22 protein-coding genes are annotated in these 16,600 nt (G+C 65.9%); 20 read left to right on the forward strand and 2 right to left on the reverse strand.

Going from position 1 to position 16,600, the window contains the following annotated elements:
* Nucleotides 1–12 precede the first annotated feature (12 nt).
* Nucleotides 13–321 carry a hypothetical protein gene (locus tag JIM95_RS05920; RefSeq protein ID WP_200260449.1) on the reverse strand — a complete coding sequence of 103 codons (309 nt, stop codon included), beginning with the start codon at nt 319–321 and terminating at the stop codon, nt 13–15.
* A 10-nt stretch (nt 322–331) separates the two neighbouring features.
* A complete protein-coding gene (locus JIM95_RS05925) occupies nt 332–850 on the reverse strand; it encodes an Asp23/Gls24 family envelope stress response protein (protein WP_200260446.1) in 519 nt (172 codons plus the stop codon).
* A 783-nt stretch (nt 851–1,633) separates the two neighbouring features.
* Here JIM95_RS05925 and rpsJ point away from each other — a divergent pair.
* The 20 genes from rpsJ to JIM95_RS06025 all read left to right on the forward strand — a co-directional run bounded on the left by rpsJ (nt 1,634) and on the right by JIM95_RS06025 (nt 16,592).
* A complete protein-coding gene (rpsJ, locus tag JIM95_RS05930; RefSeq protein WP_003854291.1) occupies nt 1,634–1,939 on the forward strand; it encodes a 30S ribosomal protein S10 in 306 nt (101 codons plus the stop codon).
* 38 nt (nt 1,940–1,977) lie between these two features.
* Nucleotides 1,978–2,634: a 50S ribosomal protein L3 gene (gene rplC, locus JIM95_RS05935; protein WP_200260443.1), complete on the forward strand. Its 657-nt coding sequence runs from the start codon at nt 1,978–1,980 to the stop codon at nt 2,632–2,634.
* Nucleotides 2,631–3,287, forward strand: coding sequence for a 50S ribosomal protein L4 (rplD, locus tag JIM95_RS05940; protein ID WP_198739021.1), 657 nt, complete (start codon nt 2,631–2,633; stop codon nt 3,285–3,287). The genes rplC and rplD overlap by 4 nt, the downstream gene beginning before the upstream one ends.
* Nucleotides 3,287–3,592: a 50S ribosomal protein L23 gene (gene rplW, locus JIM95_RS05945; protein ID WP_198739022.1), complete on the forward strand. Its 306-nt coding sequence runs from the start codon at nt 3,287–3,289 to the stop codon at nt 3,590–3,592. Before rplD ends, rplW begins: the two co-directional genes overlap by 1 nt.
* A 30-nt stretch (nt 3,593–3,622) precedes the next feature.
* Nucleotides 3,623–4,465 (forward strand): 50S ribosomal protein L2, encoded by an 843-nt coding sequence (rplB, locus tag JIM95_RS05950; RefSeq protein ID WP_200253893.1) that lies wholly within the window; start codon nt 3,623–3,625, stop codon nt 4,463–4,465.
* A 13-nt stretch (nt 4,466–4,478) separates the two neighbouring features.
* Nucleotides 4,479–4,757 (forward strand): 30S ribosomal protein S19, encoded by a 279-nt coding sequence (rpsS, locus tag JIM95_RS05955; RefSeq protein ID WP_013241207.1) that lies wholly within the window; start codon nt 4,479–4,481, stop codon nt 4,755–4,757.
* Nucleotides 4,758–4,760: 3 nt separating this feature from the next.
* Nucleotides 4,761–5,126: a 50S ribosomal protein L22 gene (gene rplV / locus JIM95_RS05960; RefSeq protein WP_200260440.1), complete on the forward strand. Its 366-nt coding sequence runs from the start codon at nt 4,761–4,763 to the stop codon at nt 5,124–5,126.
* On the forward strand, nt 5,126–5,878 hold the full coding sequence (rpsC, locus tag JIM95_RS05965) for a 30S ribosomal protein S3 (RefSeq protein WP_198739024.1): 753 nt from the start codon (nt 5,126–5,128) through the stop codon (nt 5,876–5,878). The genes rplV and rpsC overlap by 1 nt, the downstream gene beginning before the upstream one ends.
* Before the next feature lie 4 nt (nt 5,879–5,882).
* Nucleotides 5,883–6,299, forward strand: coding sequence for a 50S ribosomal protein L16 (gene rplP, locus JIM95_RS05970; protein WP_198734954.1), 417 nt, complete (start codon nt 5,883–5,885; stop codon nt 6,297–6,299).
* Nucleotides 6,299–6,529, forward strand: a complete 231-nt coding sequence (gene rpmC, locus JIM95_RS05975; RefSeq protein ID WP_198739025.1) for a 50S ribosomal protein L29 — start codon at nt 6,299–6,301, stop codon at nt 6,527–6,529. Before rplP ends, rpmC begins: the two co-directional genes overlap by 1 nt.
* Nucleotides 6,530–6,531: 2 nt before the next feature.
* A complete protein-coding gene (rpsQ, locus tag JIM95_RS05980; protein WP_198739026.1) occupies nt 6,532–6,822 on the forward strand; it encodes a 30S ribosomal protein S17 in 291 nt (96 codons plus the stop codon).
* A gap of 187 nt (nt 6,823–7,009) precedes the next feature.
* The gene (locus tag JIM95_RS05985; protein ID WP_200260437.1) at nt 7,010–7,453 is read left to right on the forward strand and encodes a hypothetical protein; all 444 of its coding nucleotides are present in this window, start codon (nt 7,010–7,012) and stop codon (nt 7,451–7,453) included.
* 265 nt (nt 7,454–7,718) lie between these two features.
* Nucleotides 7,719–9,032 (forward strand): SidA/IucD/PvdA family monooxygenase, encoded by a 1,314-nt coding sequence (locus JIM95_RS05990; protein ID WP_200260434.1) that lies wholly within the window; start codon nt 7,719–7,721, stop codon nt 9,030–9,032.
* Nucleotides 9,033–9,094: 62 nt separating this feature from the next.
* The gene (locus tag JIM95_RS05995; RefSeq protein ID WP_200260431.1) at nt 9,095–10,699 is read left to right on the forward strand and encodes an amino acid adenylation domain-containing protein; all 1,605 of its coding nucleotides are present in this window, start codon (nt 9,095–9,097) and stop codon (nt 10,697–10,699) included.
* Nucleotides 10,700–10,761: 62 nt separating this feature from the next.
* Nucleotides 10,762–11,859 carry a thioesterase domain-containing protein gene (locus JIM95_RS06000; protein WP_200260428.1) on the forward strand — a complete coding sequence of 366 codons (1,098 nt, stop codon included), beginning with the start codon at nt 10,762–10,764 and terminating at the stop codon, nt 11,857–11,859.
* A 107-nt stretch (nt 11,860–11,966) separates the two neighbouring features.
* Entirely contained in the window at nt 11,967–13,757 is a 1,791-nt protein-coding gene (locus JIM95_RS06005) for a siderophore-interacting protein (protein ID WP_200260426.1), read from the forward strand.
* A gap of 459 nt (nt 13,758–14,216) precedes the next feature.
* Nucleotides 14,217–14,585 (forward strand): 50S ribosomal protein L14, encoded by a 369-nt coding sequence (rplN, locus tag JIM95_RS06010; RefSeq protein WP_198734946.1) that lies wholly within the window; start codon nt 14,217–14,219, stop codon nt 14,583–14,585.
* The gene (gene rplX, locus JIM95_RS06015) at nt 14,586–14,900 is read left to right on the forward strand and encodes a 50S ribosomal protein L24 (RefSeq protein WP_198739034.1); all 315 of its coding nucleotides are present in this window, start codon (nt 14,586–14,588) and stop codon (nt 14,898–14,900) included. It abuts the gene before it with no gap.
* Nucleotides 14,901–14,902: 2 nt separating this feature from the next.
* On the forward strand, nt 14,903–15,472 hold the full coding sequence (rplE, locus tag JIM95_RS06020; RefSeq protein ID WP_200260423.1) for a 50S ribosomal protein L5: 570 nt from the start codon (nt 14,903–14,905) through the stop codon (nt 15,470–15,472).
* Nucleotides 15,473–15,650: 178 nt separating this feature from the next.
* The gene (locus JIM95_RS06025) at nt 15,651–16,592 is read left to right on the forward strand and encodes a methionyl-tRNA formyltransferase (RefSeq protein WP_200260420.1); all 942 of its coding nucleotides are present in this window, start codon (nt 15,651–15,653) and stop codon (nt 16,590–16,592) included.
* The last annotated feature ends 8 nt before the right edge of the window (nt 16,593–16,600 follow it).

Genomic DNA, 16,600 nt, shown 5'->3' on the forward strand with positions numbered 1-16,600 from the left:
TGGGGGAGCCGGTCAGCTGGCGTCGCTGAAGAACACGTCGACGGGTTCGGAGACGTATCCTTCCGCGATGGTGCGAATCTCCCCGGCGAGCTCGCCGAGGTCGGGTAGCTGAGACAGATCTGCGATGAGATGGATTTCCATCCGGGTCTCGTCCGGTCGACCCCGGGGTGTGAACAGATGAAGTCCACGCACCCGGGTGCCGGGGTAGAGCATCGCAACCTCACCGAACTGCCCACCGTGCATGCCGGCTACTCCCGGGAGGGCGAGAATCTCGTCCCGGAGTGCCTCGGCCTGCGCGAGGGGGATGGGATCAGGTTGCACGGAGTCGGTCCTACTTGACGCGGGGCTCGTGGTCGGCGGCGGAGACCTCGGCCGGCTCGATCTCCTTGACCTCTTCCTCCGCGGACTCATCGTTGTCGTCGTCCAGCTCGAGGTGCACGTCGTGGACGGTGACGTTGACTTCGGTGACCTCGAGGCCGGTCATCCGCTCGATGGCGTTGATGATGTTGCGGCGGATGGCTTCAGCCAGCTCGTGGATCGCGACGCCGTACTCGGCGACGATCGCCACATCTGCGGCGGCCTGGGTTTCGCCGACCTCGACGGAGACGCCCTGACGGACGTCGACGCGGGAGCCCGCCATGTCGCGGAGGGCGCCCAGTGCGCGGGCTGCGCCGCCGCCGAGGGCGTGTACGCCGGAGACCTCGCGGGCCGCCATGCCGGCGATCTTGGCGACGACGACGTCATCGATGTGGGTGCGGCCGTGATCGGTCTCGAGAGCGGAGTTGCGCTCGACGACGCTGTTGTCTTCGACGGTGGCGGGGGACTTGCTGTCGGACTTGTTTTCGCTCATTGAGATGCTCCTCGTGTAATCAAGCGGTAGGGGGTGCACGCATCGGCGGTGCACTAGATCGATCCTAGGTGAGGGCGTGGGGGTTGTGCCGCCCTGTGTGTAATACGTTACATGTTTGTCGCTTTTCGGGGGTTCGCTTGCCACTCGGCGAGGGGTGTGTTTCAATGCTTGGGTTGCTCCAACACGGCATTTCCGTATGCGCGGACATCGAGACTGAAACAGGCCGCGATCCGCGGAACGGCAGATGGCGCTGGTGGGGCAAACATGGCACCTGATGCCTGTGGTCGCCCGACCTGGTCGGGTACCGCCGGAATCTCGGTGTCTCCGTGACTGACGGGAGCCTCGGCTCCCCGGTTGGCGGGGGCCGGGAATCATCACGGGGACATGGCAAATAAACAGCGGCAGTAGGCAGGATGCCCGCCCACGCCGGAGATCGGATGGCTGAATTTATTTCCGTCATCCGGGGATCCGGCGTCGAGTGGACCTCATCCCGACGACCTGACACACACCTCAGACGCTCACGGTAACCAGTTCACCAGACACGTCCGGACATCGATCCGGCCCAGCGGTGGACCCGGTCTCTGTGCGGTGGAATATGGGGTGGTTGTTTGTGGTTCATGTGACCCGGAGATTCGCCCGGTCAGATTTTCAGACAGGTTCAGGTCAAGACAACTGGCGTTGCGCCCGAGTTTCCGTGTTCCACGGCCGGACAACGTTATAGAGATGACAACAGCGACCCCCACCAATCATCGCGATGTGGGGAAGCGAAGGAAGAGGACAAACGTGGCGGGACAAAAGATCCGCATCAGGCTGAAGGCCTACGACCACGAGGCGATCGACGCGTCCGCGCGCAAGATCGTCGAGACCGTCACCCGTACGGGTGCACGCGTCGTCGGCCCGGTGCCGCTGCCCACTGAAAAGAACGTTTACGCCGTTATTCGTTCTCCCCACAAGTACAAGGACTCGCGCGAGCACTTCGAGATGCGCACGCACAAGCGCCTCATCGACATCCTTGACCCGACGCCGAAGACGGTCGACGCGCTCATGCGCATCGACCTTCCCGCAAGCGTCGACGTCAACATCCAGTGATCGCGTACAACAGTCTTTCAGCCAGTGGAGAATAAGTAATGAGTGAAACAGAGATCAAGGGCATTCTGGGCACCAAGCTCGGTATGACCCAGGTCTTCGATGACGACAACCGGGTCATCCCGGTCACCGTTGTCGAAGCTGGGCCGTGCGTGGTCACCCAGATTCGCACCATCGACACCGATGGCTACAATGCCATCCAGATCGCCTACGGCGACATTGACCCGCGCAAGGCCAACAAGCCTGCCGGTGGTCACTTCAAGAAGGCTGGCGTTACCCCCCGCCGGCACGTGACGGAGATTCGCATGGACGATGTCTCCGGCTACGAGCTGGGTCAGGACGTCACCGTCGACATCTTCGAGGGCATCACCTTCGTAGACGTCACCGGTACCTCCAAGGGCAAGGGCTACGCCGGCGCCATGAAGCGCCACGGTTTCGCCGGTCAGGGTGCGTCCCACGGTAACCAGGCAGCACACCGCCGCGTCGGCGGTATCGGTGCCTGCGCCACACCCGGTCGTGTCTTCAAGGGCACCCGGATGGCCGGACGCATGGGTAATGAGCGCGTCACCACCCAGAACCTCAAGGTTCAGAAGATTGATGCCGACGCCAACATTCTGCTCATCAAGGGTGCGATCCCGGGTGTGCGTGGCGGCGTCGTAACCGTTAAGACCGCAGTGAAGGGCGGTGCACACGCATGACCAACCTCAAGCTTGACGTCCAGAAGGCCGACGGGGCAACCGCCGGCCAGGTCGAGCTGCCTGCCGAGATCTTCGACCGTGAGGCATCAGTTGCACTGATGCACCAGGTCGTTCTCGGACAGCTCGCGGCCAAGCGCCAGGGCACGCACTCCACCAAGACCCGCGCACAGGTGTCCGGTGGCGGTCGTAAGCCGTTCCGCCAGAAGGGAACCGGTCGCGCCCGTCAGGGCTCGATCCGTGCTCCGCACTTCACCGGCGGCGGTATCTCGCACGGCCCCGTGCCGCGCGACTACTCCCAGCGCACCCCCAAGAAGATGAAGGCCGCCGCCCTCCGCGGTGCCCTGACCGACCGCGTGCGCCACGAGCGCATCCACGTCGTCAGCGAACTGGTTGCCGGCCAGGTGCCGTCCACCAAGTCGGCCCGCGCCTTCATCGAGCGTCTGACCGAACGCCGCAACGTGCTGGTCGTCCTCTCCCGTGAGGACGTCACCTCCTGGAAGTCCGTCCGCAATCTGCCGGGCGTGCACATCCTGACCGAGGATCAGCTGAACACCTACGACGTCCTCAAGTCGGACGACATCGTGTTCTCCGTTGAGGCTCTGACCACCTTCATCAACCGGGCCACCGGCGCGGTCAAGGAGGAGGAGAACTAATGAGCACGATCGCTAACCCGCGTGACATCATCATCGCCCCGGTGGTGTCCGAGAAGTCCTACGGACTGATGGAGCAGGGCACCTACGTGTTCTTCGTCTCCCCGGACGCCCACAAGACCCAGATCAAGATCGCTGTCGAGCAGATCTTCGGTGTGAAGGTCGCCAGCGTGAACACCGCCAACCGCGAGGGCAAGCGCAAGCGCACCCGCTCCGGTTTCGGTCAGCGCAAGGCCACCAAGCGCGCCTTCGTGACGCTCGCTGAAGGCAGCGATTCCATCGACATCTTCGGCGGTTCGGCCGCGTAAGCGCGCCGAAGGTAAGGACTTAGAAAACCCATGGCTATTCGCAAGTACAAGCCGACTACGCCGGGCCGGCGCGCAAGCTCCGTGTCGATGTTCGAGGAAATCACTCGTTCGACGCCGGAGAAATCCCTGCTGCGTCCCCTGCACAAGACCGGCGGCCGTAACGTTCACGGCCACATCACCACCCGCCACAAGGGTGGCGGACACAAGCGCCAGTACCGCCTGATCGACTTCCGTCGGCACGACAAGGACGGTATCGAGGCGAAGGTCGCTCACATCGAGTACGACCCGAACCGCACCGCCAACATCGCGCTGCTGCACTACGTCGACGGCGAGAAGCGCTACATCATCGCCCCCCGTAACCTGCGTCAGGGTGCCATCGTCGAAGCTGGCCCCAACGCCGACATCAAACCCGGCAACAACCTGCCGCTGCGCAACATTCCGGCCGGTGCCACCGTGCACTGCGTCGAGCTGAAGCCCGGTGGCGGCGCCAAGCTGGCCCGTTCCGCGGGAACGTCCATCCAGCTCCTCGGCAAGGAAGGCAAGTACGCGATCCTGCGTATGCCCTCCTCCGAGATCCGCCGCGTGGACATCCGCTGCCGCGCCACCATCGGTGAGGTCGGCAACGCCGACCAGATCAACATCCGCTGGGGCAAGGCCGGCCGTATGCGCTGGAAGGGCTGGCGCCCGACCGTCCGCGGTGTCGTCATGAACCCCGTCGACCACCCGCACGGTGGTGGCGAGGGCAAGACCTCCGGTGGTCGTCACCCCGTTTCCCCGTGGGGCCAGCCTGAAGGCCGGACCCGCCGCCCCAATCGTCCGAGCGACAAGCTGATCATGCGTCGTCGCCGCAGCAACAAGAACAAGAAGCGCTAGGAGGTAACAGACAATGCCACGCAGCCTCAAAAAGGGCCCGTTCGTCGATGAGCACCTCCTCGCCAAGGTTGATGCACAGAACGAGAAGGGCACCAAGCAGGTCATCAAGACCTGGTCCCGTCGGTCCACCATTCTCCCCGATTTCATCGGTCACACCTTCGCCGTCCACGACGGTCGCAAGCACGTGCCGGTGTTCGTGGACGACTCGATGGTCGGACACAAGCTGGGCGAGTTCGCCCCGACCAAGACCTTCAAGGGTCACATCAAGGACGACAAGAAGGGACGTCGATAAGCGATGAGCGAAGACACCATCACGTCCGCAAGCGCGACGGCCCGCTACGTCCGCGTCACCCCCATGAAGGCACGCCGGGTCATCGATCTGGTCCGCGGCAAGTCCGTGACCGAGGCCCTCGCCATCCTGAAGTACGCCCCGCAGGCGGCCAGCGAGCCGGTTGCCAAGGTCGTCGCTTCCGCGGCAGCCAACGCCGAGAACAACTTCGGTCTGGACCGCGACTCACTCGTCATCTCCGAGGCCTACGCCGACGAGGGACCGACGATGCGTCGTTTCCGTCCGCGCGCCCAGGGTCGTGCCTTCCACGTCCGCAAGCGCACCAGCCACATCACCGTGGTTGTTGAGAGCCAGAAGGGAAGTGCTCAGTAGTGGGCCAGAAAATTCATCCCCACGGCCTCCGGCTGGGCATCACTTCCGACTGGAAGTCCCACTGGTACGCCGACAAGCAGTACAGCGACTATGTCGCTGAAGACATCAAGATCCGGGAGTTCCTGTCCAAGGGCCTCGACCGCGCCGGCATCGCCGACGTCGTCATCGAGCGCACCCGCGACCGTGTCCGCGTCGACATCCACACCGCCCGCCCGGGCATCGTGATCGGTCGCCGTGGCTCCGAGGCGGACCGCATCCGCGGCGAGCTGGAGAAGCTCACGGGCAAGCAGGTCGCCCTGAACATCCTCGAGGTCAAGAACATCGACGCCAACGCTCAGCTGGTGGCACAGTCCATCGCCGAGCAGCTGACCAACCGCGTGGCCTTCCGTCGCGCGATGCGTAAGGCCATCCAGTCCGCGATGCGCCAGCCGCAGGTCAAGGGCATCAAGGTCGTGTGCTCCGGTCGTCTCGGCGGCGCAGAGATGTCCCGCACCGAGCGCTACCACGAGGGTCGCGTTCCGCTGCACACCCTGCGTGCCGAGATCGACTACGGCACCTACGAGGCCCACACCACCTTCGGCCGCATCGGCGTGAAGGTCTGGATCTACAAGGGTGACGTCGTCGGCGGCAAGCGCGAGAGCGAACTCAACGCACCGTCCGACCGTCGCGGTCGTGGTGGCGCAGATCGTCGCGAGCGTCCGCGCCGCGGCGGCCAGCGTCGCCAGCGCGCCGAGCAGAAGCAGGAGGGCTAGACACATGCTTATCCCCAAGCGCGTCAAGTACCGCCGGCAGCATCGTCCCACCCGGACCGGTGTGTCCAAGGGCGGAAACCGGGTCACCTTCGGTGACTACGGCATCCAGGCTCTTGAGCCGTGCTACATCACCAACCGTCAGATTGAGTCCGCACGTATCGCGATCAACCGCCACGTCAAGCGTGGTGGCAAGGTGTGGATCAACATCTTCCCGGACCGTCCCCTGACCCAGAAGCCGCTCGGCGTGCGTATGGGTTCCGGTAAAGGCCCCGTCGAGAAGTGGGTGGCCAACGTCAAGCCCGGCCGCGTTCTCTTCGAGATGAGCTACGCCAACGAGGAAGTCGCCCTCGAGGCACTCCGCCGTGCAGCCCAGAAGCTGCCCTGCAAGGTCCGCATCATCAAGAAGGAGGACCAGCTCTAATGGCCACCGGTACCCCCGCATTCGAGCTCCGCGAGCTCAACGCCGAGGAGCTTGTCACCCGCCTCAACGAGGCGAAGGAGGAGCTTTTCAACCTCCGCTTCCAGATGGCCACCGGCCAGCTGACCAACAACGGTCGCCTGAAGACGGTCAAGCGTGACATCGCCCGCATCTACACGGTCATCCGTGAGCGTGAACTGGGTCTGTCCGTCGTTCCGGGAGCTGAAGGCTAATCATGAGTGAGGCAAACGTGAACATCCAGGAATCCACCAACGAGAGGGGCGCCCGCAAGGTCCGCACCGGCTACGTTGTCTCGACGAAGATGCAGAAGACCATCGTCGTCGAGCTCGAGGATCGTCGTCAGCACGCGCTGTACGGCAAGACGATCCGCACCAACAGCCGCGTGAAGGCCCATGATGAGGACGGAACCGCCGGCGTCGGCGACCTCGTCCGCATCATCGAGACCCGCCCCCTGAGTAAGGACAAGCACTTCCGTCTCCTCGACATCGTCGAGAAGGCGCGCTAGTCCCGTCCGGCTTCATCCGGAGTCCTTCCCCGTGGTCGGGTGACCGCCACGGTGAACGCCCCGGACCAGCCAACCTGAAGGCCCCGACCCCACCGGTCGGGGCCTTCAGGCGTCTCGGGCCCTTTTTCGTTCCGGCGCGCACTCCGCCGGAGTGATCACCTCCCTCCCACCGAAGAGAAAGGTAACGATGTCAACATCCACGCCGGCAATGGACATGAGGTTCATCCGGGAACGCCTCCACGCACTCGGATTCGGTACCGGAACACGCGACGGCGAACTGATCGTGATCGTCGGTGACCTCACCTACTGGTTCAGGATGGACGGGCCGGGGAGCCGGTTGACCGTGACGACAGCCCACCCGCGGGTGCTCCGGGGTCGGACGGAGACGCTCGCCGGCGAGATGCTGGCGACCGCCCTCAACACGATCCCCGGACCGGGCGAAGTTTCGTTCCTCCCCGATGTGGGGATTCTTGCGGTCACCTTCGATCTTCCGGTCCGGGAGCCGGTTACCGCGGTGGAACTGGATGAGTTCATCATGGAGACTCTGAGCATCGGAGTGGTCGTCGCTGAACGCATCTCGGCTGAGCTCCAGCCGTTGATCCGGCGTGTGGGGGACTTGACGGGGGCCTGAAATGCTGGCCCTGTCCGTCGTTTCCCGCTCCACGGATCCCGGTGATCGGGGCGTCGCCGGTCAAAGCCCGACACAACTCAAATAGGGTGTCACGGGTTAGGTGAGGCTCGCGACAGTGTTAAGGTGGTGAGAGCTGAAGCCAAGGCTGCCCTACGGTATACGGGGAGTCAACGATTCCGTGGACCGGCTGGTGATTTGGTGTGCTGTCCCGCAGCTACAGATCCGGTGTCGTAACGCCACACAATGACAGGAGCGGAAGATCCCAGTGAGCACCCTCACCATCGTCGGAGCCGGACCGAAAGCACTGGCGGTGGCTGCCAAAGCCCACGTTGCCCGGCACCTCGGTCTGGATGTACCGGAGATAACGGTGATCGATCCCCACGGAGTCGGCGCACACTGGCTGGCCGCAGGCGGCTGGACCGACGGCCGTCACCGGCTGGGGACATCTCCGGAGAAGGACCTCGGCTTCCCGTACCGGACCGAACTCACCGGTGACCACCGGATCGACACCGAGATCGACCGTGGAATGTCGGCGTTGTCCTGGACGTCCCATCTCATTGACGCGGGGACGTACGCCGGGTGGATCGACAGGGGTCGACCACAGCCGATGCACAGCGAATGGGCGGCCTACCTCCGGTGGGTCAGCGAACGAATCGGGCTGACTCCCGTACCGGGCCGGGTCACCAACGCCGAGGTCTCCGATGGCGGCTGGCGCGTACGGGTGGAGGACACCATCTCCGGGACACCGAGGATCCTGTCCTCGGAGGCCCTCATGCTCACCGGGCCCGGAACGAGTGAGCGCCGCTTCCTCCAGCACAGCAACGTACTGAGCGTCGCGGGTTTCTGGGCGCGCGTCGCCGCGGACACCCGGTTCACGGGGCGGGTCTGCGTCGTGGGTGGAGGAGAGACCGCGGCGAGCATCATCGAGGAGCTCACGACCCACCGGGTCGCGGAGATCATCACCATCGCTCCCACCGCATGCCTGCTGTCCCGGGGAGAGAACTTCCAGGAGAATGCGCTCTACACCGACCCCGAGATCTGGACGTCACTCGACGCCGCGACCCGGCGAGCCATGCTCTGCCGTACGGACCGGGGTGTGCTCTCGCTGCAGTCCCTGGAACTCATCGGGCGCGACGGAAGGTGCAGGCACGTCATGGGGTCGGTTTCATCCGTGACGGCGGGGGCCGTCGGACCCGTCGTCCACGTGGAACAACCCGGGAGCTCCATCGCCGCCGACACCGTCATCGACGCCCGTGGCGCCGACCCGTCCTGGTTCCTCGGTCTCCTCGGTGGTGGTGCGCGGGCCCGGCTCGCCGCCGCCGCCGGATTCGATCCGCACGAAGAAGTCAGGTCTGCTGCGTTCGTCACCGGTATCGAGGGAAGCATCAGAAGGGACCTCACGGTCGACGGAATGAACCCGACTCTCGTGCTCCCGACGCTCGCCGGATTCAACCAGGGGCCGGGTTTTGGAAATCTCAGCTGCCTCGGACTCCTCGCGGATCGGATCCTCGGGGGCATCGCCGGTGAAGGCGACGGGCTGGTGTCCGTGGGCAGCCGTGCCACCAGCGACAGGGTGTGACCGGATTCCCCGGTGACGATGACCCGGCCAGGCACATCAGACCATCACACGAGAACGGATCCATGAACTCAATCTCACCCACCCAGCTCCGACCGGTACCCTCCCGTAACCGTGGCCCGGTGGTCCCGGTCGAACCCGGGACCGTCGACGCGATGATCCGGCTCGCCGCGCAGCAGCACCCGGACCTCGACGCGGTGGTCGCGGCGGACGCGACCCTGACCCACGGTGAGTTCGACTCCCGGGTCAACGCATTCACCCGAACCCTCCTCGGGGCGGGAGTCTCCACGGGGGACCGGGTCGCGGTCGTCGCCCGGCGATCGGCCGCACTGCCGATCGCCGCGGCGGCCGTGATCCGGGCGGGTGGTGTCTACACGCCCGTCGATCCCTCGAATCCGGTGGAGCGCATCGCGTTCATACTCGACAACTCCGATCCCGTTCTGGTGCTCACCGTCGGCGACGTGGAGCTGCCGACCACGGACCTGCCGGTGATTCCGGTTCCCCTGTCTCCGGAAGGGGACACCTCCGCGGTCGAACTGGCCGAGCTCACCCGGCCCGTCACCCCGGATGACGGCGTCTACCTGATCTACACCTCCGGGACGACGGGCACCCCGAAGGGCGTCCTGAACGTCCACCGGGGAGCGGCCGCCCACATGCAGTGGTTCGTGCGCACACTGGGGCCGGTCGAGGACCTCCGGTGGATGCAGAAGGCGCCCGTGGGGTTCGACGTGAGTGTCGCGGAGATGATCACCCCACTGGCCGGTGGAGGCGCCGTCGTGCTACCCGCGGCGGACTGGTGGCCGGGGGACGTCGACGGCTTCGTGGACGTCATCCGGGACAACCGGGTCACGGTGCTGTCCATGGTTCCGAGTCACATGCGGGTCGTCGCCGAGGTCCTCGAGGACTTCGGCGACTCCCTCGAGGTTCTGAACGGTCTCCGGTTCCTGCTCCTCGGAGGAGAGGCGGTCCCGACGGATCTGGCACAACGTTGCCTCGACGAGATCGGGTGCCGGATACTCGGACTGTACGGACCTACGGAAGCGGCGATGGACGTCACGTGCGTCGAGTACACCGCGGATTCGACTCCCCCCTGTCCGGAGGGAACGTGCCTGCTCGGCCTCCCCGAGGACAATGTCACCGTCCACATCCTCGATGCCGGGGGCAACGAGGTCGGTGACGACGAGACCGGCGAACTCTACCTCGCGGGGGTTCAGCTCGCCGCCGGATACGTCGGTGATGAGGAACTCACGGCCCGGACGTTCGTCCCCAGCCCCTTCGAGGGCGATGACGGAGGGCGGATGTACCGGACGGGTGATCTCGCCGGCTGGCACAAGGGTCAGATGTACTATGCCGGTCGTGTCGACGACCAGGTGAAGATCCGCGGCAACCGCGTGACCCTCGGCGAGGTCGAATCCGCACTCGCAGCCCTCGACGGCGTCCGTGCCGCCGCGGCGGTTGCCGACACGACCGGGGAGCACCCGGAGCTGCGCGGGTTCATCGTCGCGGAACCGGGATGCCCGGAATTCGACACGCTGACGGCGCACCTGCGGGACCGGGTTCCGGCCTACGCGGTGCCGTCGACCATCACCAGGATCGATCAACTCCCCGTCACCGGCAACGGGAAACTCGATCGGCGTGCGCTGGTCCGGATATACCACGACCGCGCCTGAAAGCCCCGCCTCCCCGTTCTCCCGCACCCACTCCAAGCACCTTCCCGAGGAGCCCCACAATCATGAGCAACAATCCCAGTTCCGTACCGGATCGCGCCGAGGCGACGGACCTCATCGCCCGGAACATGAGCGAACTCACCGGAACCGTCATCGGATCCGGTGACGACTTCTTCGCCTGCGGCGGGCACTCCCTGTCGGCGATGAAGCTCCTGGGGCGTCTCCGTCGGGCGGGACTCGACGTCGGAGTCGACACGATCCTGACGCACCGGACGCCGGAGGCCATCGCCTCGGCGGCCACCATCGGGGGGGAGGAAGCTCCGGCCCGCGCCCAGCTCCCCGGGGAGGGCGTACTGGTCGACTTCTCCGGCGGTGACGGTGCCCCGATCTTCTGTTTCCACGCCGTCGTCGGACTTGCCTGGAGCTACGCCCCACTCGCCGGGCTCCTCGAAGGGAACCACCGGGTCATCGGGGTGCAGCTCCCGGACGCCGAGACCACCCTGTCGATCGGTCTCGATCACGACGCGCTCTGCCGCCACTATCTCGATCTCCTCCGGCAGGTGCAGCCGGAGGGGCCGTACCGGTTGCTCGGTTACTCTTCCGGCGGTGCGCTGGCCCACACCATCGCGGGCATGCTCCAGCAGGACGGCGAGACGGTCGACTTCCTCGGCGTCATCGACGCCTACCCCTCCGGGATCGCGCCGGACACACCGGACGGTCTCGCCGCCGCACTGGACACCTTCATCCGGCACCACAAGCCGGATGAGGAGATCCCGGAGCTCCCCGGCGACGGTGGGTTCGGCGACATCATGGCCGTACTCGGACACTTCGATGACGCCCTGATCGGAGAGATGATCCGGGCCGCCAACGCCCCCAACTTCTCGCAGGAGGAGATCGACGCGATGAAGGACGCATCCGGACGGTGCTTCATGATCCACATGACCGCGACCCGGTCGCCGTACACCGGTCCGGTTCTCGTGCTTCGTGCCGGCGACACGACGGACATGGCCGGTCTGAACTGGGAACCGCTCAAGGCGTGGGAGGATCTGGACGGCGTCGAGCCGGTCAGCTCACACACGGTCGACAGCACTCACCTGGCGATGAGTTCCGTCCGGGCGTGGGAGTCCATGGCGCCCGTGATTGAGCGCCATCTCGGCGACTGAGGCCGCCCCAGGGGGCGGGGGAGTCCACGACCGCGGACCGTACCCGGCCCGGTAGCCTGAGTGCCCCTGATCTTCGCACCCCGATTCCCGGAAGGACACCACTGCACATGACGCGGAGCAGTCGAACCCACGACATCCACCCGATCAGCATCCGGGAACTCGAGGTGATCCGTTCCGAGGACCTCACCCCGGGAATGCGACGCGTCGTTCTCGGCGGCCCGGGGCTTCGGGCACACACCCGTGACGGGCACGGGATGCCCGAGTTCATCAGCGACGGTTTCGACGACGACGTCCGCATCATCTTCCCGGATCCGGTGACCGGATCCCGGCCGTACCCGCCGTCGGGGGGAGACGGCCGGCTGAAGTGGAATGATGAGGTCAACCGGCTCTTCCGGACCTACACCGTGCGGAAGTACGACGCAGACGCAGGCGAGGTCACCATCGACTTCGCCCGGCACGGCAAGGGGCTCGCGGAGAACTGGGCGGTCTCCGCGGCACCCGGAGCCAGGGTGTGGGTGGCGGGTCCGAAACGGTGCGGCGCGTTGCCCACCCACGCCGACCATCTCGTCCTCGTGGGGGACATGACCGCGCTCCCGGCCATCGGGAGATGCCTCGAGGACCTACCCACCGGCACTCCGGTGACCGCCCTCGTGGAGGTGGCCGAACGACACGATGTCCAACAGCTCACCACCGCGGCGGACGTGGACCTGCGGTGGGTCATCCGCGCCGAGGGGGGAAATCTGGCCGAGGCGTTCGAGACGCTGGAGTGGCCCGCCGGTCGCGTCTACGTGTGGTGTGCCGGTGAGGCGGGCCAGCTGAGGAGGATGCGTCAGGTCATCAGGGACCATGGCGTGGACCCGGCCGACCGGGAGGTGACCGGGTACTGGCGCGAGCAGACCGACGGTGACGGTGGTGGAGCGGCACCCCTGCACGCGCTGGCTGAACTCGCGGATGTCTCGGGCGGTCTGGCACTGCGCGCCGCGGTGCGGATCGGTCTTTTCACCGCGGTGGACGGCGGAAAGGACACTCCGGCGGCAGTGGCCGCGGAAACCGGAACAACTGAATCCGCCGTGCTGCGGTTCGCCCGGTATCTCGAGGCCCGTGGCCTTCTGAGGCTTGAGACGGCGGACCGGGACGGGGTGCCCGGGGTGACCCGGATCAGGCTCACGGCGATGGGCCGGGAACTCGTCGACCCCGAGTCCCGGGCCGTGCAGATGCTCGCCGGGTCCGGGCTGGTGGATCTGCTCGCGTTTCTGCACCTCGACGACGCGGTGCGCACCGGTGGGGCCGTCGAACTGGGTACCGCACACGGGGTCGGGTCGATCGACACCGCTGCGCTGGTGGACCGTGTCGGCCGCCAGCGGCGGGCATCAGAGGCGGCATCGACGGCGCCCGCGGTGGTGGAGGCTCTGGATGCGGTGACCGACGGGGCACGCCGTCCGGTGGTGGGGTTCGCCGGTGCCGCCGCGGATGTCTACGCGCAGGAGTGCAGCGACCGTCGCCCCGATGTGTCGGTGGTGTGCCTTGTCCCCGGAGGTGTACCGGACATACCCCTCAGCGGGGCGGTGACCTGCCGCGCCTACTCGGCGGGCGAAGCCGTGGAGGACGTGGATACGCTGGTGGTGGTCGACCCCTTCGCTCTGGCGGCCCCGGCCGGACCCGCCGATCTGCTCGCCGCCACCGGCGTGCCGAAACTGGTGCTGGTGACGCGGCAGGTCGATGAGAGCGGCGGGGACGCGGACGACTACGTCGACGACCTGGTGCGGTTGTGTGTGGCGGGCACATCGCTGCCGACGCGCCGGGACATCCGGAGCACGCTCGAACGCGCGGGCTACAAGGTGGACGGGGCCGTGGCCGTGGGCTGGGGTTCCTGGGTGGTCACGGCCACCCGACGGTAGTCGGGGCGGAAAAGCGTCCACATCGCGTGAAGCGGGTCCGCCGGGAACGGCGGTCCTTCCGGGGCGCCGGACACGGTTCACTCCCGGGGTGGAGGGCGGAAGGGATCCGGGAGAAATCCCAGGTACCGGATATGTCGGGCCCGTCATCGTCCCCACGCACCGAGACCGTGGGTGGGGTGGGTCCGGGGCGGGTTGCTGCGCTGCGCTGCATGTGATTGAATGATTCGGTCGCTGACGTGGGTCGGCCCGCCGTGCGTTTCCGAGCGCGGGCCGAGACCCTTCGACACCGCGGGTATCGCCGGTCCCACCATGGCCGATCGCCGGTGCCCGCTCATGTACGGTGTTCGTCGCCTTCACCGGGTTCTCCCCGGAGCGTCAGTGGCCGTGCAAGTACATCAGACCGCGTGCGTCCGGGTCGGAAATCCGGCGCACATTGAAATCCAGGTCAGGAGACCCATAGTGATTCAGCAGGAATCGCGTCTGCGGGTCGCCGACAACACTGGTGCACGGGAGATCCTGTGCATCCGCGTTCTCGGTGGCTCCACCCGACGCTTCGGCGGTATCGGTGACGTCATCGTCGCCACCGTCAAGGAAGCCACTCCCGGCGGCAACGTGAAGGCCGGCGAAATCGTCAAGGCCGTCATCGTCCGCACGAAGAAGGAGACCCGTCGTCCGGACGGCTCCTACATTCGTTTCGACGAGAACGCAGCCGTCATCATCAAGAACGACAGCGATCCGCGCGGTACCCGTATCTTCGGCCCCGTCGCACGTGAACTCCGTGAGAAGAAGTTCATGAAGATCGTCTCGCTGGCACCGGAGGTAATCTAAATGAAGATCCACAAGGGCGATAACGTCCTCGTCATCTCCGGTCCGGACAAGGGCGCACGCGGCAAGGTCATCGAGGCCTACCCGAAGCGCTCCAAGGTCCTGGTCGAGGGAGTCAACCGCATCAAGAAGCACGTCGCGAACTCCGCGCCCGAGCGTGGCGCCGAGTCCGGTGGCATCGTCACCCAGGAAGCGCCGATCCATGTCTCCAACGTCATGGTCATCGATTCCGACGGAAACCCGACCCGCGTCGGCTACCGGATCGATGAGAACGGCAAGCGCGTGCGCATCTCCCGACGCAACGGGAAGGACATCTGAACATGAGCGAGAACTACACCCCTCGTCTGAAGACCCGCTACCGCGGGGAAATCCGCACCGCACTGTCTGAAGAGTTCAACTACGACAACGTCATGCAGGTTCCCGGCGTCGTCAAAGTCGTCGTGAACATGGGCGTCGGCGACGCCGCCCGCGACGCCAAACTCATCAACGGCGCGCTCGAGGACCTCACCCTGATCACCGGTCAGAAGCCGGAGATCCGTCGGTCCAAGAAGTCCATCGCAAACTTCAAGCTGCGTGAGGGCATGCCCATCGGCGCCCGCGTCACCCTCCGTGGTGACCGCATGTGGGAGTTCCTGGACCGCCTGCTGACCGTCGCCCTGCCCCGTATCCGCGACTTCCGCGGACTCTCGGACCAGCAGTTCGACGGCCACGGCAACTACACCTTCGGCCTCACGGAACAGACCATGTTCTACGAGATCGACGTGGACAAGGTTGACCGCCCCCGTGGTATGGACATCACCGTAGTCACGACGGCGACGAACAACGATGAAGGCCGTGCCCTGCTCCGCGAGCTGGGCTTCCCCTTCAAGAAGCCGGGCCAGGAGCGCTAGACGACGCTTTCCGGCCGATCGGTCGAACCGCCCCCTCCGGACATCCGGAGGGGGCGGTTCCGCATTTCCGGGTTTCGACTCAGGCCCCTCGGTGGAGGGGAGGCTGAACCGCTCGGCTACGATGTCCGTTGTTGAGGCTTCCCTATCTACACCCACCGGAAAGAGGTCCGATTCGGGCATGCGCATCATTTTCACCGGTTTCGCCACCTTCGGCTACCGTTCCATCACCGCCCTCGCCGACAGCGGTCATGAGATCGTGCTCGTCTGCACCCAGCCGCCGATCGACGATCCGTACTACGCCGGAATGGATGAGGACGTCGCCGCTTTCGCCCGGCAGCGTGGAATCCCGGTCATCGAGACGAAGCGCCTCGACGGCGCCGCCGCGGAGGCGATCCGTGAGGCGGACGCGGATCTCATGGTGGTGACGAACTGGACGTCGGTGATCGCACGGGACGTGTACGACGCTCCGCGTCTGGGAACGCTGAACATCCACGATTCCCTGCTGCCCAAATACGCGGGATTCGGGGCGCCGAACTGGGCGTTGATCAACGACGAGTCCGAGGTCGGGGTCACCGGACACCTGATGGCCGAGGGGTTCGACACCGGCCCCATCGTCGCCCAGCGTGCCACCCGGGTGACGGACTCCGATGACGCACTGACGCTGACCGACCGGTGTCTCGATCTGGTCGGACCGGTCCTGCGGGACTCCCTCGACGCCCTCGACGCCGGGAAGGTGCCGACGCCGCAGGATCCCGAACAGTGGACCTACTTCCACCGGCGTCGCCCGGCGGACTGTGGCGTCGACTTCTCTCTCGGCGCCCGCGCGGTGTTCAACCTCGTGCGGGCGAGTTGCGACCCCTTCTTCAACGCGTGGGTCTACCTGGGGGATCAGCTGATCTACCTGATCGACGTCGAGATCAGCCCCATGCGGTTCGGCGGCACCCCGGGGCGGGTGGTGACCGACGGTGAGCACATCGTCGTCGTCGCGGGTCCCGCGGCCCACACCGGCCGGGAGCACGGGGTGCAGATCAACCGGATCCGGCTGGCGGACGGGACCGACATCGAGAACCCGGGGCAGGTCATCCGTCCCGGGGCTTACCTGCGTCCGGAGTCCAGGTAGCGAGAATC

Source organism: Corynebacterium antarcticum (genome assembly GCF_016595285.2).
GTDB lineage: Bacteria > Actinomycetota > Actinomycetes > Mycobacteriales > Mycobacteriaceae > Corynebacterium > Corynebacterium antarcticum.

What these genes read in the sequence shown, in the direction of transcription:
- rplX (WP_198739034.1), top strand. Translation starts at nt 14,586, where the DNA reads ATGAAGATCCACAAGGGCGATAACGTCCTCGTCATCTCCGGTCCGGAC.
- rplB (WP_200253893.1), top strand. Translation starts at nt 3,623, where the DNA reads ATGGCTATTCGCAAGTACAAGCCGACTACGCCGGGCCGGCGCGCAAGC.
- JIM95_RS05925 (WP_200260446.1), bottom strand. Translation starts at nt 850, where the DNA reads ATGAGCGAAAACAAGTCCGACAGCAAGTCCCCCGCCACCGTCGAAGAC.
- rplE (WP_200260423.1), top strand. Translation starts at nt 14,903, where the DNA reads ATGAGCGAGAACTACACCCCTCGTCTGAAGACCCGCTACCGCGGGGAA.
- JIM95_RS05985 (WP_200260437.1), top strand. Translation starts at nt 7,010, where the DNA reads ATGTCAACATCCACGCCGGCAATGGACATGAGGTTCATCCGGGAACGC.
- rpsS (WP_013241207.1), top strand. Translation starts at nt 4,479, where the DNA reads ATGCCACGCAGCCTCAAAAAGGGCCCGTTCGTCGATGAGCACCTCCTC.
- rpsQ (WP_198739026.1), top strand. Translation starts at nt 6,532, where the DNA reads ATGAGTGAGGCAAACGTGAACATCCAGGAATCCACCAACGAGAGGGGC.
- JIM95_RS06025 (WP_200260420.1), top strand. Translation starts at nt 15,651, where the DNA reads ATGCGCATCATTTTCACCGGTTTCGCCACCTTCGGCTACCGTTCCATC.
- rpmC (WP_198739025.1), top strand. Translation starts at nt 6,299, where the DNA reads ATGGCCACCGGTACCCCCGCATTCGAGCTCCGCGAGCTCAACGCCGAG.
- rplP (WP_198734954.1), top strand. Translation starts at nt 5,883, where the DNA reads ATGCTTATCCCCAAGCGCGTCAAGTACCGCCGGCAGCATCGTCCCACC.
- JIM95_RS05995 (WP_200260431.1), top strand. Translation starts at nt 9,095, where the DNA reads ATGAACTCAATCTCACCCACCCAGCTCCGACCGGTACCCTCCCGTAAC.
- rplW (WP_198739022.1), top strand. Translation starts at nt 3,287, where the DNA reads ATGAGCACGATCGCTAACCCGCGTGACATCATCATCGCCCCGGTGGTG.
- rplD (WP_198739021.1), top strand. Translation starts at nt 2,631, where the DNA reads ATGACCAACCTCAAGCTTGACGTCCAGAAGGCCGACGGGGCAACCGCC.
- JIM95_RS06000 (WP_200260428.1), top strand. Translation starts at nt 10,762, where the DNA reads ATGAGCAACAATCCCAGTTCCGTACCGGATCGCGCCGAGGCGACGGAC.
- rplV (WP_200260440.1), top strand. Translation starts at nt 4,761, where the DNA reads ATGAGCGAAGACACCATCACGTCCGCAAGCGCGACGGCCCGCTACGTC.
- JIM95_RS06005 (WP_200260426.1), top strand. Translation starts at nt 11,967, where the DNA reads ATGACGCGGAGCAGTCGAACCCACGACATCCACCCGATCAGCATCCGG.
- rplC (WP_200260443.1), top strand. Translation starts at nt 1,978, where the DNA reads ATGAGTGAAACAGAGATCAAGGGCATTCTGGGCACCAAGCTCGGTATG.